Genomic DNA, 15,261 nt, shown 5'->3' with positions numbered 1-15,261 from the left:
TGATAAGGTAATTGTCAGATGGAGGATCTTTTGAAGAAGAGTTATCGTGTCAAACGTGAAAAAGATTTTTCCGCTATTTTCAAGCAAGGACAAAACGTTGCCAATCGAAAGTTTGTTCTTTACCATTTAGAGAAGGAGCAAAATCATTTTCGCGTAGGCTTATCAGTCAGTAAAAAACTAGGCAATGCGGTTGTGAGAAATCGAATTAAACGCCTGATGAGACATGTTTTGATTACGCACCGCCAACAAATAAAGGCTGAGGATTTTGTCCTGATCGCCCGAAAAGGGGTTGAAGACTTGGATTATCAAGAGATTGAGAAGAATCTGTTGCATGTTTTAAAACTGGCCCATTTATACCAACAAGAAGAACGAGAAGGAAGAGACTTTGAAACGAACGACTGAGCGAATGAGTTTATTGGCAGGAAGCGCCCTCTTTTTATCCGCATGTGCGCAGACCCCAGCCAATCAATCAATGATTACGAGTGAATCAACAGGTTTTTGGAGCCAATTTGTTTATTATTTTGCTGAAGCCATTCGCTTTTTAAGCTTTGGTGGTAGTATCGGAATCGGTATTATTCTCTTTACCATTTTAATTCGGACCATACTGTTGCCTTTATCCAAGATGCAGATTGCATCTAGTCGAAAAATGCAGGAGCTTCAACCGCAATTAAAAGAATTAAAGGAAAAGTATCCTAGCCGAGAAGACATGACTCTTCTAAACGAGGAAACACAGCGCCTTTACAAGGAAGCTGGAGTTAACCCAATGGCTTCGATGATTCCGACCCTTATCCAACTCCCAATATTGATGGCGCTATTTCAAGCCCTCAGCCGCGTAGAGTTCTTAAGGACAGGTCATTTTCTCTGGCTCAATCTTAGTGAGCAAGATCCGACTTACGTCCTTCCAGTGTTAGCGGCAATCCTTACTTTTCTGAGTTCTTGGTTGATGAGCAAGGCTCAATTAGAGAAAAACGGTATGATGTCAATCATGACCTACGGATTCCCGATCATGATTTTCTTCTTTGCTGTTTCGGCATCCAGTGGGGTAGCCTTATACTGGACCGTCAGCAATGCTTACCAAGTGTTCCAGACATTGCTCTTTAATAATCCTTTTAAGATCATAGCAGAGCGGGAAGAAAAACGTCGAGAAGAAAAAGAACGTCAGGCTAAGATTCGTCGTGCCCAGAAAAAAGCATTGAAAAAAAGAAAATAATAAGCTAGGAGAATTCTTATGTTATTCACAGGAAGTACAGTAGAAGAAGCGATTCAAGCCGGATTAAAGGAACTGCAGATTCCACGTCATAAGGCTCATATCACTGTTGTTGCGCGTGAGAAAAAAGGTTTCCTTGGGATTGGTAAAAAACCAGCTCAAGTAAAAGTAGAGGCTATTAAAGAAACAACTGTTCAGAAAGCTGATCAGCAGGCTGTTCGTGGTGTTCCTGATGAAGTTAACCAAAAAAATGCCCCTGTTAAGAGTGTCAGCGAAGAGACACGTGACCTCAGCCGAGTAGTGGCTGCTGTCAAAAAAGCCGAGCAAGAAGGGGAGTTGGTCGATGAGGACGTCAAGGTTCAAATTTTGAAAAATGACAAGCCTGCAACTACCATACTTGAAGAATCTGGACAGACAGCCATTTTACAAGAAGTTGATAAGCAAGCTACTTCGGATTCCACGATTCAAGAAGCATCAGATTCGGAACAAGATAGCTCTGAGCTAGTAGAACAGATTTCCACAGAACCTTCATATAAGGTGGAGACAGTGGCTAGTGAAGTTGCCAGCTATCTCCAGACAATCATAGACGGGATGGACGTTGAGGCTGAATTAGAAGTGACCCATAGCCATCGGTCTATTAGTGTTCAAGTAGAAACGAATGAGCCTGGCCGTGTTATAGGCTATCATGGAAAGGTTTTGAAATCACTGCAATTACTGGCACAAAATTATATCTATAATAATTATGCTAGAAACTTCTATATTACGGTCAACGTTAATGACTATGCAGAGCATCGGGCAGAGGTTCTCCAAGGTTATGCTCAAAAGGTTATTGATAAAGTCTTGGAAACAGGATCAGCCTATCATACGGATCCTATGTCAAATAATGAGCGTAAAATGATTCACCGCATTGTTTCAAAAATCAATGGCGTAACTTCTTATTCCGAAGGAAACGAACCACATCGTTATGTTGTGATTGACATTGACGGTCAAGATATCTAAAAAAAAGCGAACTTGAGATGACTGTCTCAGGTTCACTTTTTTTCTATAGTTGTAGAAACTTAGAAACAAAATTTAAACTTTTTTCAAAAATTTGAGCGTTTCCACTTGCATTTTTTTGAAAAATAAGGTAAACTAACAACATAGAAATAAATAAGTGTGGTCACTTTAGAAATAAGTGGTTCTACATACAACTACTTATTTCTAGAAAATTTTTAAGCAGATGCACAGCATCAGAAAGGGAGGAACTCATTATGGGTTTATTATGGTCACTAATCGTCGGAGCACTTATTGGAGTGATTGCAGGAGCCTTGACAAATAAAGGTGGCTCTATGGGTTGGATTGCTAACATTGTAGCAGGTCTTGTTGGATCAGCGGTTGGTCAATCATTGTTTGGAACATGGGGACCGGCTTTAGCAGGTATGGCACTTGTTCCATCCATACTAGGTGCGGTTATCGTAGTTATTGTCGTATCCTTTGTCTTGGGACGTAGCAAGTAAGATATCATGAACCTCGTGAAATAAAGTGTTTAAAGTGGTTCAGAAATAACATCAAAAAATAAATGTACTGAAAAAGAAAGAGAGGAACTCATTATGGGTTTATTATGGTCACTAATCGTCGGAGCACTTATTGGAGTGATTGCAGGAGCCTTGACAAATAAAGGAGGCTCTATGGGCTGGATTGCTAACATCGTAGCAGGTCTTGTTGGATCTGCCCTAGGTCAATCATTGTTTGGAACATGGGGACCTGCTTTAGCAGGTATGGCACTTGTTCCATCAATACTAGGTGCGGTTATCGTAGTCTTAGTTGTATCCTTTGTTTTGGGACGCAGTAAGTAAAAATAAGAAAGTTTAGTTTTAGAAGATTATCGTTAATCTTTAAAAAGATTTCAAGTCAAGTGATATAAAGTAGGTAAGGAATGGCAGATTGCCTTACCTGACCTACTTTTTCATTATATAATTGGTAGTTAGATAGTCATTTATATTTAAATAAACAAAATTCAATTAAAAAGAGGTAGTTTATTGTACGTTTGATATAATTTGATATAAAAGTGAGAAGGTGTTAGCTATGAATCAATCCGTTCAGCGTAGGAGTTGGGGGAATATTGCAACCTATCAAAAAATTGCAGTTGCAGTAGCTAAAAAAATTGCTACAGGAGATTATAAAGTTGGCCAAAAGATTAAATCACGGACAACTCTTGCTTCTCTCTTTCATGTTTCTCCAGAGACCGTTCGAAAAGGGATTAATATCTTAGCTGATCACAAAATTGTGACAACAAAACAAGGTAGTGGTGTATGGATCACTTCTCAGGACAAGGCACTGGCGTTTGTTCAAAGCTATGAGCAAGAACACTCCCTGGCTATTATAAGACAAGATATTGAAGATAAACTTGAGTCACAAAGACTTGAAATGAAAAAACTGGAACAAGCACTGGAAGAGTTGTTCCAACAAACTAAGAAATCGCGGGGGCATTTTGCCCTCCAACTGTATCGTTTGGTCTTGAATAAGCCATTGAAGGAGCCAAATGTTTCATTGAATAAACGAAATATTTGGCAAAATAGTGGTGCAACCATTGTTGCTTTAGCACGAGATGAGACCTTAAAAATTTCTCCTGATCCTAAACTTATTCCTAAACAAGGAGACGTGCTCTACTTTGTAGGTAATGAGGAGTCACAGGAACAAATGGGAGTACTTTTTGACCAATCGCTATCAGAAATGAACGAAAAGGAGGCTCATTATGGCCAGACGTAAAATTAAAATTATGGATGTTGTAAAATTAGTTAGTGTAGCATTGCCGGCAATCCAGTTAATCCGTCAAATGTTGAAAGATGATGATACCCCTACAAAAAAATAAGGGGCATTAGAAAAGAGGCTTACCATGACTAAAAAGAAAAGCAATGTTTTGTTCGGGTTAGGCTTGCTAGCAACAGCAGCTTCCCTTGCATACTTACGGCTAACGCCAGAGCAAAAGAAAAAAATCGGTAATGTTAAGGATGATGTGTTAAAAACTGCTTCTAACCATGTCAATACAGCGACAGAAAGTTTGAAAGATGTCACAGATTCTATCGTTGATGAAGCTGGTAACGTTAGTGAAAATGTCTCAGAAAAAGTTACAACTTCTTCTGAGAAAGCTCAAACCAATATTGATGATGTTATTAATCTGGTTGAGGAAAAACTTGAAGATTTTAGAAAGTATCTTCAAAATAAATAAGCCAACCAACTCCAGAGGCCAAGCATTTGCTCAGCCTCTTTTTACCTGCTTAACCAGAAAAATTTTTGTAAGAAGTTATTTTAGTTTCTCTCAAAATAGGGGCACCTAAGGAATTGCATCCAAGTTCTCAGATTAAAATTTTAGCCAGGTAACTTGACAAATGATAGACTTTCCGATAGAATGATTAAGTATGTTTAGTAACTGATCAAAATAGCCGGCTAAACGAATACGAAAATTCTAGAGGAGGTATTCACCGTGAAACGTACATTTCAACCAAGTAAAATCCGTCGTGCTCGCAAACATGGTTTCCGCAACCGCATGTCTACAAAAAACGGACGTCGCGTATTAGCAGCTCGTCGCCGTAAAGGCCGTAAAGTATTAGCGGTTTCTTAAAATAGATACATTTAAACCAATAGGAACTCGAGCCTATTGGTTTTTTACAATTTTTTTTGTATATTAAAAAAATAACATTTGGCTAAATATGAAGATGACTTACTAGAAAATGAAATAAAAGTATTGACAATTAGATGGAGACCTGTTAGAATAGATTCTGTTGTTAGCGGAAATGGCGGAATTGGCAGACGCGCAGGACTAAGGATCCTGTGGCCGCTTTAGGCTGTGGGGGTTCAAGTCCCCCTTTCCGCAGAGAGGTAAAGTAGTTGCTGAGGCAACTATTTTTTTATGTTTACAACAGAAAAGAGTGATGGTATGTCTCAAAAAGGAGCACCTAAGCACAAGATTGGTTGGATTATTTTCTTTCAACTTATCGTTGTTTTTTTATCTTATATAGAAACCAAAGACATTGTGCATATTGGTCTCGTGCCATATTTGTCTGTATGAATGATGCAGTTTACTTTTCTATCTTAGATGATTTATTTTTTCTACCGACTTATGACACATATCTATAGAGGTATAAAGAGGTAAAATGCCTACCAAGAATTATTTGAAGGCATGCTCGGCTTGTTATTAGCTGTGATACTGACTGTTGGAGGAATAATGCTGGCTGTCTATCTCTATGGTATGTATCGCAGATGTTTAGCTGAGATTTTCCAGCTGCCACTTGAATCAGAATCTCTTCGACATTTTTCTTTTAGTACATTATCAACTATTATTTGTGTCATCAGTTGTCTAGTTGCTTTTGACGGCCCATTTATAGAGCGATGCTATATGGTAAATCTAGTGACATTAATCTCGACCTCGCTTATTTTGCTCGAGTATTTAACTATAGGCCTAACAACCGAACGAGAGAGCTACTGTTTTCTTCTTATTGGAAATCGACGGATCCTTATAAAATTATACACTTATGACCTATGTTAGTATAGTCCTTATAAGTGCTTTGATGTTTTTAGTGACCAGATATTTTTAAAAGAAAGTACAGGCTTCGAATTCCGAAGTGTAAATATGGATGAAAATTTACAGGATATTCAAATTTAACTAGCAATTTCATTGAAAAAGTGATAAAATGAACTTGTATGGGGGTTCCCCAAAAAATAATAGGAGGCTATTAAAATGCCATTAGTTTCAGCAGAAAAATTTGTCAAAGCAGCTCGTGAAAACGGTTATGCTGTTGGTGGGTTTAACACAAACAACCTTGAGTGGACTCAAGCGATTTTGCGTGCAGCGGAAAGCAAGAAAGCGCCAGTTCTTATCCAAACTTCTATGGGTGCTGCTAAGTATATGGGCGGTTACAAAGTTGCTCGTAACTTGATCGCTAACTTGGTTGAGTCAATGAACATTACAGTTCCTGTTGCGATTCACCTTGACCATGGTCACTATGAAGACTCTCTTGAGTGTATCGAAGCTGGTTACACTTCAATTATGTTTGATGGTTCACATCTTCCAGTTGAAGAAAACCTTGCAAAAGCGCGTGAAGTCGTTGAATTGGCTCACTCTAAAGGTATCTCAGTAGAAGCTGAAGTAGGTACTATCGGTGGTGAAGAAGACGGTATCGTTGGTAAAGGTGAATTGGCACCAATCGAAGATGCTATTGCTATGGTTGAAACAGGTATTGATTTCTTGGCTGCTGGTATCGGTAATATCCACGGTCCTTACCCGGAAAACTGGGAAGGCCTTGACCTTGATCACTTGAAGAAATTAACTGAAGCAGTTCCAGGATTCCCAATCGTATTGCACGGTGGTTCAGGTATTCCTGACGATCAAATCCAAGAAGCTATCCGTCTCGGTGTGGCTAAAGTTAACGTTAACACGGAAGGTCAAATCGCTTTTGCTAACGCGACACGTGAATTCTCTCGTGCTTATGATGCTGACGAAGCTGGTTACGACAAGAAAAAACTTTTCGACCCACGTAAATTTTTGGCACCAGGTATTAAAGCCGTTCAGGATGCTGTTGAAGACCGTATCGATGTCTTCGGTTCAGCAAACAAAGCATAACCTCCTCATAAACATGATTAAATCAAGGCTTATCCGTAAGGATAAGCCTTTTTAGTATGATTTTGCCCCCAATTTGCCACAGAATAACCTTTAATAACTCATTATTGAGTCAATGAATCTATCAAAGGAGTGATTGTATCTTTTGTTTTTTGAGTTACATGAAGGTATATATTAGTTACTCGACTACCTCTATTATGGCCTACTCGATCTTGGATAGCTTCGAGCGGGACTCCTGTTATGCAAGGAAGCTTATATGAGTGTGCCTGAAAATATGTGTGGAGATATGTTTATTAAAACTTGAAAAGGCAACACTTTTCTGTACAATTTTTATAAAGTGTTTTTGTTAAGCAATAACTCGCCTAGCCATGGGTGTTTGGTAATTGAGACTCCCGTGGATGCGGTGATGATTCCACCAGTGGACATAGTCCTTGGTTTTCAGGGTTAGTTCTTCAAGTGTCTGAAAGGTTTCTTGATGAATAAACTCCAGTTTAAAGGAGCGATAGGTGCTCTCAGCTACCGCATTGTCATACGACAGCCAGCTTGACTTAGCGAACGGGTGATGCCAAAGGCTCCTAACACTTCATCAATCAGCTGATTATCAAACTCCTTACCACGGTCAGAATGAAAAAGATGGACCTTCGTTAAAGCATAAGGAATGCTTTGAATGGCTTGTTTGACAAGTTCTGCAGTCTTCTGCCAACCGACTGATAAACCAATAATTTCACGATTAAAGAGGTCAATCATCCAGCAAACATGAGCCCAACGCTGACCAACACGGACATAGGTCAAATCTGTCACAATCGCTTCCAGCGGTTTTTCTTGGTGGAATTGTCTTGCTAAGCGATTTGGAATAGGAGCTTCGTTTTTCCCTTTAGAGTGTGGCTTGAAGCTAGCCTGCTGGTAAACCGATACGAGATTTAAACGCTTCATTATGCGACGAATACGACGGCGAGATAGGGTAATTCCGTCTGTAGCCAGACATTGCTTGATCTTTCGAGCCCCGTATCGTGATTTGCTTTCAAGAAAAATCTGTTCACCCTTTCTTTAAGATCAGCTTCAGATACTGACTCTGTAGCTTTGTAGTAATAGCTGGAACGAGGGAGATCCAACCAACGACACATGGCTGAAATGCTGTACTTGTCTTTGTTAGCAGTGATTATTTCTCTTTTTGTGCCATAATCACCGCCGCTTGCTTTAGGATGTCTAGCTGCATTTCAAGTTCTTTGTTTCGCTTTCTAAGGGCAATCAGCTCCCGCTGTTCATCGGTAAGATTATCAATTGATTTGAAGGATCCCGTTGTTTTAGCTTGTCTCACCCACTTGTCAAAGGTCGAGGGGGTTAAATCATATTCTTTGATCAGCGCACTTCGTTTCATCCCTGCAGTGTGAAGGTCAACGATTTGTTGTTTAAAGTCATCCGTAAAATGACGGCGTATTTTTCTAGACATATTGTTTCTCCTGTTTTCTTTAGTGTAGAACACTTTATAAGACTGTCTAGTTTAGTGTAACCGATTCATTGTTTATATTTTACCATTTTATAAGTAATTAATCTTATTATTCAAGTAAGTCTTTCTTCAAAATTATTTTTAATAAATTAGAACATTTTACATTTGATCTAATTACCAAAAATATCTTTATCTTATAATTAACTTTTTACAGAACAAATATTTAATTAATTGTATTTTAAAGTAATTAGATCATATTTTGATGTTCATTTAAACATATAGTACTCTTAGTTTAGTTAGTATCTATATAGCAAGCTATAGATAACGGTATTGATCTTTTATTAAGTGGCTTGACCAATTTGAACATTTCCATACTTCAGAAGATTTAATCTTTAAAACTACTGATTATAGTCTCCCATGTTATTTTTAATTGTAGAATAAATTATGAAATGTTAGCGGATATACGTTTAATTCCTACTATGTTTCGAAAGTTCTAAAATGAAGTTAGCCACTTTCTAGTTGAGAAAAAGTATACAAAAACACCTCAGAGAGATATAATGTAGTTCACCACAAACACATTAGAAAGGCTCCCTGAGATGCAACATCATTATACACTAAAAGGCAAGCACTTGACAATCACTGAGCGTTATTTGATTGAACGGTGGAATCGTGACGGCAAATCCAATCGACAAATAGCCGAACTACTTTGAAAAGCGCCACAAACCATTCATAATGAAATCAAACGAGGAACTATCCTGAAACAAGTTCGTAAAGGCAAGTTCGAGAAAACCTATTCAGCAGGCTATGCGCAACTTGACTACGAATACAATAGAAAAGCCTCTGTTCGCAAGGTGTCAATTGCTCAGGAAACTAAGGAGTCGATTGTCCACTATATCAAGGAGAAATGGTCTCCTGAAATGATGGTCAAAACAAAGGGAATTCCTGTGCCTGTTTCAACCATCTACTATTGGATTCATAAGGGACATCTCGGTCTAACCGTAAATGACATGTTATACCCTAGAAACCCAAAAACGGTAACGAAAAAAGCGAGTCCTCACTTCAAACCTGCTGGGCAATCCATTGAGAAGAGACCGGAAACTATCAACTTACGGTTAGAAAGTGGACATTATGAGATTGACACAGTGCTCTTAACCAAAGCGAAAAATCATTGCTTACTAACATTGACAGACCGCAGAAGTCGCCATCAAATCATTCGATTATTACCTGATAAAACTAGTAAATCTGTGAACAATGCCATTGTGGAGATCCTTAACAACTGGACGATTAAGTCAATAACAGCTGATAATGGTAAGGAATTCGATAGCTTAGCGGAGGTATTTCCAGAAGACCATCTTTACTATGCCCATCCCTACGCCTCTTGGGAAAGAGGGACCAATGAGAACCATAATCGGCTCATTAGACGATGGTTGCCTAAAGGAACTAAGAAAACGACCCAGAAACAGGTCGCTTTCATCGAAAATTGGATCAATCATTATCCTAAGAAAATTCTGAACTATTTGTCTCCTGCACAGTTTCTTGAAAATGGCTAACTTCTACTTGAAATTTAGCCTTTAAAATTACTACTTTAATCTTAAATAAAAATTATTGAAAACGTTGATTTTAATGAATTTTTATGTTATTATTTTAAATAATAAGTAAAGAGAAAGTTGTGTAGACAGCTTAAAAATCGGATATTAAAAGCGTATATGGGGTTTCTTGGTGTACGTTTTTGGTAATGCTTGATTTTTGAGATGTTTTTTTTCATCTAAAATTTTTAAAATTTCTAAGGAGAACTGTATGCTACAAAAATATAGTTATGAGGATTTGGTTTTCTTACCTGACAGTATAGGTGATAAAGTAGTTTATGAAATAACCCTTGATGAATACGACTGGGTTAATGAACAATTAAATGGACTATTCAGGACAGCAGACCAAGATATTGCTTTTTTAATAGATTATTTAGGTACCGCATCTTCAACGGTTTATCTAAAAATCAGAGATAGGCAAGGACATATGAGAGTTCTTGAAGGAGATTTTGATTCTAATATATATATAACATATATGACGAAGCTCTTAGAACTGAAAATTTCAAATCTGAAAGCATTTAATGCAAATAACCCCGGTGATCGTATCGTTATCGATTTTTATAATGAGATAGTTAACCATGTCAATGTAAGAGACGAGATATTTAATGAGTTTAGATTAGAAAAATGGGCATATGATTTAAGTATTTTAAATGTTTCTGATGATAAAGAGTAAAAATATTGTTGAGATAAAGTTATTTAGATGAAGTTGCAGAGATAGGAGAAAAAGGAGAAAGTTTTGGCAAGATACAAAATAGGAACTAGTTCTGACACATGGACTTTTAACCGTGCGTATGAAATCGCTCAAGATGGAGATAGTCTAGTATTTGATGATGATTTCTCACTTAACATACCAGTGGATATAGACTTTGTAATAGATAAAAATATAAAGTTAATAGGTGGAAACTCCATGGATAAATATGGCAAATCTAAGAATAAGATTTATTTGGAAGGGAGACTTACTATAGATAATGAGTCAGATGTGACCATTGAAAGACTTCATCTTATTACTAACAGGAACCAATCTTTGATAAATGTGATAAATAAATCGCAATTGACTATTAATTCATCCCAATATGCTAACAATCAAACCGAAAATAATAATCTAGATGACAGGATGTATATAAGGGTCTCAGACCAATCTGCTTTACATTTAAATAATGTAGATATATATAATGGTCATGCAGGCTATCTATATTGTCAAAACAATTCTATAATAAATATTAACGATTCAGATATCAAAATGTGTAGATTGCTAATTAATTTATCTAGTACGTTGAATATAACCAATTCAGAAATTACAACTAACTATTTAAATGGGATTAATGGGTCAAATCATTCAAAAATTTTTATAGCTGATTCAGAAATTTTCAACCAAAACTACGACTCTAGAAAATATTCCGCGATTGGTATAAATAATAGTTTCATATCGACCAAATGTGTTACTGTTTATCAACAAGATGAGTCATATGGTATTATTTTAGCAGACAGATCTAAGATTATCTCTACTGGAACAGAAACATCCTTAATGTTACAAGAGTCTGTAGGTTTTTTAAATAATGACAATATTAGTCAATTATCTGTAGAAAGCGAATCCTATGTTAATGCCAAAGGGGAATTAACATGCTATTATGGTCCCGAAGAATATACAGATATCATGATAAAAGAAAATTCCACTTTAATTGCTGAAGATATAAGAATTATAAATGCAAAGACTCCCAATTTTAAAATTCATGATAATTCATTTTTTTATTATAATTCCATTTTATGTTACCAGGAAATAATTGAAGATGAACTATTTGATGTTTCACCAGATTCCCAAGTTATCTATGGGGAAGAAAATTATGCTTCAGACCAGCAAGAAAAAATTGATAATAATGAAAAAATCAGGAACGATGAAGGTACTGAATTTGAAGAATTTGATAACCTAATAGGTTTGTCCAGCGTTAAACGGCAGATTGAAGATATGATCAATCAAGTTAAAGCCAACAATCTACGAGTTAGTAAGGGACTGAAACCAAAACAGCAGATATTGAATTCGGTATTCATGGGGAATCCGGGGACAGGGAAAACTACCGTGGCTCGAATGTTAGGAAAATTATTATTCGAGAACGGCGTTTTATCTGGCGAAGAATTTAAGTTTATAGAAGTAAGTGAATCAGATTTAATTTCTCAAAATGTGGGAGGCACTGCAATTCAAACTAAATCCTTTTTAGATCAAGCTAGAGGCGGAATCTTATTTGTAGATGAAGCATATACTCTGAACAAAAGTGGTAGTGTGAATTTTGGCCAAGAAGCTATTAATACAATCATGAAATATATGGAAGACTATCGCGATGAAATTATGATTATTTTCGCGGGTTATACAAAGGAGATGGAGGAATTTTTAAGGACAAATCCAGGACTAGTTTCCAGATTGCCAAATCGTTTTATTTTCGAGGATTTTTCATCTGATGAAATCGTTCAGTTAGGAAAACAACTGTTTTATAATGATCAATTTAAATTAGAAGATGAAGACTATTATTCTAAACAGGTTGCCAAGAGTTATAGCCGTAGCTTAGATAAATCAAATGGGAGATGGATTCGGAATTTTAACGATGAGTTAATAAAAAGCAAGTTGAGTCGTGCTGTGAAGCTCAAAGATGCGGATGTAGAAACTATTTCAAATATCGATATTGATATAGTTCTAAATCAAGGAGAATTTAAAAATAATGAAGGTGACAGTGCTAAGGATGATAGCATGGAGCGCTTGAACGATTTAATTGGCATTAATAATGTTAAACGTCAAGTTCAAGAATTTATTTATCAAGTAGAAGCGAATCAAAAGAAAGAATCAATAGGAATGCGAGTCAGTGATTTCACACTGCATTCTCTATTTTTGGGAAATCCAGGAACGGGGAAAACCACTGTAGCTCGTATTATTGGAGAAGTTCTCTATCAAAAGGGAATAATTAGCCAAAAGAAATTTATTGAAGTGAGTAGAAGCGACTTAGTAGCAGGATATGTGGGACAAACAGCTATTAAAACCAGAGAAGTCCTCGAGTCTGCTCTTGGAGGTGTTCTCTTTATTGATGAGGCCTATACACTAGGTAGTTCAGGTGGTAATGATTTTGGTAAGGAAGCGATTGAAGAAATTTTGAAGTTTATGGAAGACCATCGTAGAGATATTGTCATTGTATTTGCAGGATATACAAAAGAGATGGACGAATTCTTGCAAATCAACTCGGGCCTAAAGAGTAGAATCCCAACGGTATTTAATTTTGAAGATTATACACCAGATGAAATAGTTCAGATTGGTTTAATGGGATTAGAAGGGTATAAACTGAATGAATCTTTATACCGGCAAATGGTTATAGATTCATATAGTCGTAGTGATGATAATAGTAACGGAAGATGGATTAGAAACATTAATGAAAAACTCCTACGGATACAATCTGCTAGACTGATAGAATTCGAAGAAGCTGATTATGATGTTATTTCAGATAACGACATTATTAAGACACTAGAGGGATGAAATGGATATTAATAGAAAACAACAAAAGAACAGATATGATACTAGTGATGACGACTTCGTGGCACCACCGCAACTAGACGATGACGACTTCGTGGCACCACCGCAACTAGACGATGACGACTTCGTGGCACCACCGCAACTAGACGATGACGACTTCGTGGCACCACCGCAACTAGACGATGACGACTTCGTGCCACCACCGCAACCGGATGATGATGAGTTTGTTTCACAAGATGAGACGTTAAATAAAAAATTTGCGACATCAGCAAATGAAAAAAATAAGTACATTAATGATGAGTTAGAAAAAAAACAATTTGAATATGATACTGCTGAAGAGACAACAGAAGAAGAACTGGATAAGAAAAAAATTGGCCTTTTAAATTTTGATCGCGTTTTTTGGTTTAGTAATTTAGCCTGGTCGTTATTTTTCTTCGGGATCCTTAACTACTACCCTGCTTATGTTGTTTTGATGTTTTTGTCGCTTCCTTTAATTGAGATGGTAGCTAAATACTTCGTTGATAAAGAACCTTTAGTACACAATCTTTTAACTGCAGATTTAAAATTCTTATTTACAAATAATCTTAAAACAGTAGCTTTGTTGCTTGGTTTTAAACTGTTATTTTATTCATTAATCAGAGTGGCGTTTATTATAATGGCACCCATTACGCTAATACTGTTGGCGTATAAATTTTTGAGGAAAGAAAATGCAACGTCTAATAAGTGAAATTTTAACGAACATTTCTATTTTGTTTGGTATAATCATTGTTATTTTATTATTATCTAAGTCTAAAAATTTTTCTAAATTTATCAAAAAACCAAAATTGAAATATATTCTCTCGCCATTTAAGTTTTTTATCAGAGTAGGCAGATTTGTGTCTAAGAAGGTTGGAAATTCTACTGATGATATTTATAGAGACATTTCTAATAATATCTCAACAAAGGTTTATGATGAACTGAATCCTCGTTTTAGAGATAGGGTTTATTACAGGCTCGAGAAGATAGACAAAGTAAGGTATGCTGATGAATTAAAGAGTGAGGCAGAATATTTAGATAAAATAGCAAGAAGAACCGGATTAAAAGAAGATAAAGTCAAGGCAAAGATTGCAAGAAAAAGAGCAAGAAAGGCTTATGAGAAATCTATGTTTTGATTGATGAGTTAGCATATTAGTATTATCGCAATTAAAGTATACTGATTTGAATCGTTTATTGAATACTTCTTTGAATAAATAGTGGTCCAGTAGAACATTCCTTCTTACTTAATCGTAGCAAAAAATATTTCCGTTTCTAAAATCAAATAAATTAGAATTTAAAATGATTGAAATGATAGTTAATATTACACTTCTGTCTACCTTTTAGTAATATAGCTCTTTTCAATAGATTAAATTGTAGAGATTGGAATTAGGACTTAAAAAATGAAATGAGTGCTCCTTTAATCTTTGCCACGAATTTGCCACAGTTTTTAATGAAGTATAAGGAATATTAGTATAAAAGTTCAATGTTACGATTATTTTAACTCTTTTAAAACCAGGTTTTCAGGCGCATAAGGAAGCATCCAGAGTTATTCTAACAAAATCAGCAAACAAAGCATAACCTCCTCATAAACATGATTAAATCAAGGCTTATCCGCAAGGATAAGCCTTTTTAGTATGATTTGGCCCCCATTTTACCACAGAGAGTTTGGAGCCTTTTGAGTTGTGATGATGTAAATACAAAATTTTAAAATGAAAGGCTTTTAAAGAATGTCCCTCATTATCTTCGGAAAAATTTAAAATAAAAGAGCAAATGTCCTGTCAATCGAAAATGAAAATGTCCCGCAAAACTAGGTCTTATTTGTGTCAAAACCACTGTTATTTTGTTGAGACATAGTTTATACTAGTATGTGGTTGGGTAAGATTTTCTTTCTCAGCCAGATAT

At 36.2% G+C, this 15,261-nt stretch carries 13 protein-coding genes, 1 tRNA gene and 2 pseudogenes; 15 read left to right on the top strand and 1 reads right to left on the bottom strand.

Annotated elements, in window-relative coordinates; genetic code table 11:
- Positions 1-30: 30 nt before the first annotated feature.
- The 10 genes from rnpA (at position 31) to ACVRYP_RS03200 (ending at position 6,806) form a co-directional block, all read left to right on the top strand.
- Positions 31-402 (top strand): ribonuclease P protein component, encoded by a 372-nt coding sequence (gene rnpA / locus ACVRYP_RS03245; protein WP_447467341.1) that lies wholly within the window; start codon positions 31-33, stop codon positions 400-402.
- Positions 386-1,210 carry a YidC/Oxa1 family membrane protein insertase gene (locus ACVRYP_RS03240; protein WP_447467340.1) on the top strand — a complete coding sequence of 275 codons (825 nt, stop codon included), beginning with the start codon at positions 386-388 and terminating at the stop codon, positions 1,208-1,210. Before rnpA ends, ACVRYP_RS03240 begins: the two co-directional genes overlap by 17 nt.
- 18 nt (positions 1,211-1,228) lie before the next feature.
- Positions 1,229-2,206 (top strand): RNA-binding cell elongation regulator Jag/EloR, encoded by a 978-nt coding sequence (gene jag, locus ACVRYP_RS03235; RefSeq protein WP_447467339.1) that lies wholly within the window; start codon positions 1,229-1,231, stop codon positions 2,204-2,206.
- 251 nt (positions 2,207-2,457) lie between these two features.
- Positions 2,458-2,703: a GlsB/YeaQ/YmgE family stress response membrane protein gene (locus tag ACVRYP_RS03230; RefSeq protein ID WP_447467338.1), complete on the top strand. Its 246-nt coding sequence runs from the start codon at positions 2,458-2,460 to the stop codon at positions 2,701-2,703.
- A 93-nt stretch (positions 2,704-2,796) separates the two neighbouring features.
- Positions 2,797-3,042, top strand: coding sequence for a GlsB/YeaQ/YmgE family stress response membrane protein (locus ACVRYP_RS03225; protein WP_447467337.1), 246 nt, complete (start codon positions 2,797-2,799; stop codon positions 3,040-3,042).
- A gap of 229 nt (positions 3,043-3,271) precedes the next feature.
- Positions 3,272-3,955: a cation:proton antiporter regulatory subunit gene (locus tag ACVRYP_RS03220; RefSeq protein ID WP_447467336.1), complete on the top strand. Its 684-nt coding sequence runs from the start codon at positions 3,272-3,274 to the stop codon at positions 3,953-3,955.
- Positions 3,956-4,082: 127 nt separating this feature from the next.
- A complete protein-coding gene (locus ACVRYP_RS03215; RefSeq protein WP_447467335.1) occupies positions 4,083-4,415 on the top strand; it encodes a hypothetical protein in 333 nt (110 codons plus the stop codon).
- A 255-nt stretch (positions 4,416-4,670) separates the two neighbouring features.
- Entirely contained in the window at positions 4,671-4,808 is a 138-nt protein-coding gene (gene rpmH, locus ACVRYP_RS03210; protein ID WP_083903309.1) for a 50S ribosomal protein L34, read from the top strand.
- A gap of 166 nt (positions 4,809-4,974) precedes the next feature.
- Positions 4,975-5,060, top strand: a tRNA-Leu gene (locus tag ACVRYP_RS03205).
- A gap of 864 nt (positions 5,061-5,924) precedes the next feature.
- Positions 5,925-6,806: a class II fructose-bisphosphate aldolase gene (locus ACVRYP_RS03200; RefSeq protein ID WP_447467334.1), complete on the top strand. Its 882-nt coding sequence runs from the start codon at positions 5,925-5,927 to the stop codon at positions 6,804-6,806.
- A gap of 343 nt (positions 6,807-7,149) precedes the next feature.
- On the opposite strand, the pseudogene ACVRYP_RS03195 reads toward ACVRYP_RS03200, so the two are convergent.
- A pseudogene (locus ACVRYP_RS03195) lies at positions 7,150-8,253 on the bottom strand (IS3 family transposase).
- A gap of 593 nt (positions 8,254-8,846) precedes the next feature.
- On the opposite strand from ACVRYP_RS03195, the pseudogene ACVRYP_RS03190 reads away from it, so the two are divergent.
- From ACVRYP_RS03190 to ACVRYP_RS03170, 5 genes and pseudogenes are all read left to right on the top strand, one after another.
- Positions 8,847-9,800 (top strand): annotated as a pseudogene (locus ACVRYP_RS03190) (IS30 family transposase).
- A gap of 247 nt (positions 9,801-10,047) precedes the next feature.
- On the top strand, positions 10,048-10,509 hold the full coding sequence (locus ACVRYP_RS03185) for a hypothetical protein (protein ID WP_447467333.1): 462 nt from the start codon (positions 10,048-10,050) through the stop codon (positions 10,507-10,509).
- 63 nt (positions 10,510-10,572) lie between these two features.
- On the top strand, positions 10,573-13,347 hold the full coding sequence (locus tag ACVRYP_RS03180; RefSeq protein ID WP_447467332.1) for an AAA family ATPase: 2,775 nt from the start codon (positions 10,573-10,575) through the stop codon (positions 13,345-13,347).
- A gap of 1 nt (position 13,348) precedes the next feature.
- Positions 13,349-14,071, top strand: a complete 723-nt coding sequence (locus tag ACVRYP_RS03175; protein WP_447467331.1) for a hypothetical protein — start codon at positions 13,349-13,351, stop codon at positions 14,069-14,071.
- Between the two features lie 148 nt (positions 14,072-14,219).
- Positions 14,220-14,495, top strand: coding sequence for a hypothetical protein (locus ACVRYP_RS03170; protein ID WP_447467330.1), 276 nt, complete (start codon positions 14,220-14,222; stop codon positions 14,493-14,495).
- The last annotated feature ends 766 nt before the right edge of the window (positions 14,496-15,261 follow it).

The organism is Streptococcus rifensis, from assembly GCF_053203525.1.
Note: the sequence above shows the minus strand (reverse complement) of the source record. Positions and strands in the feature narration are given on the sequence as shown.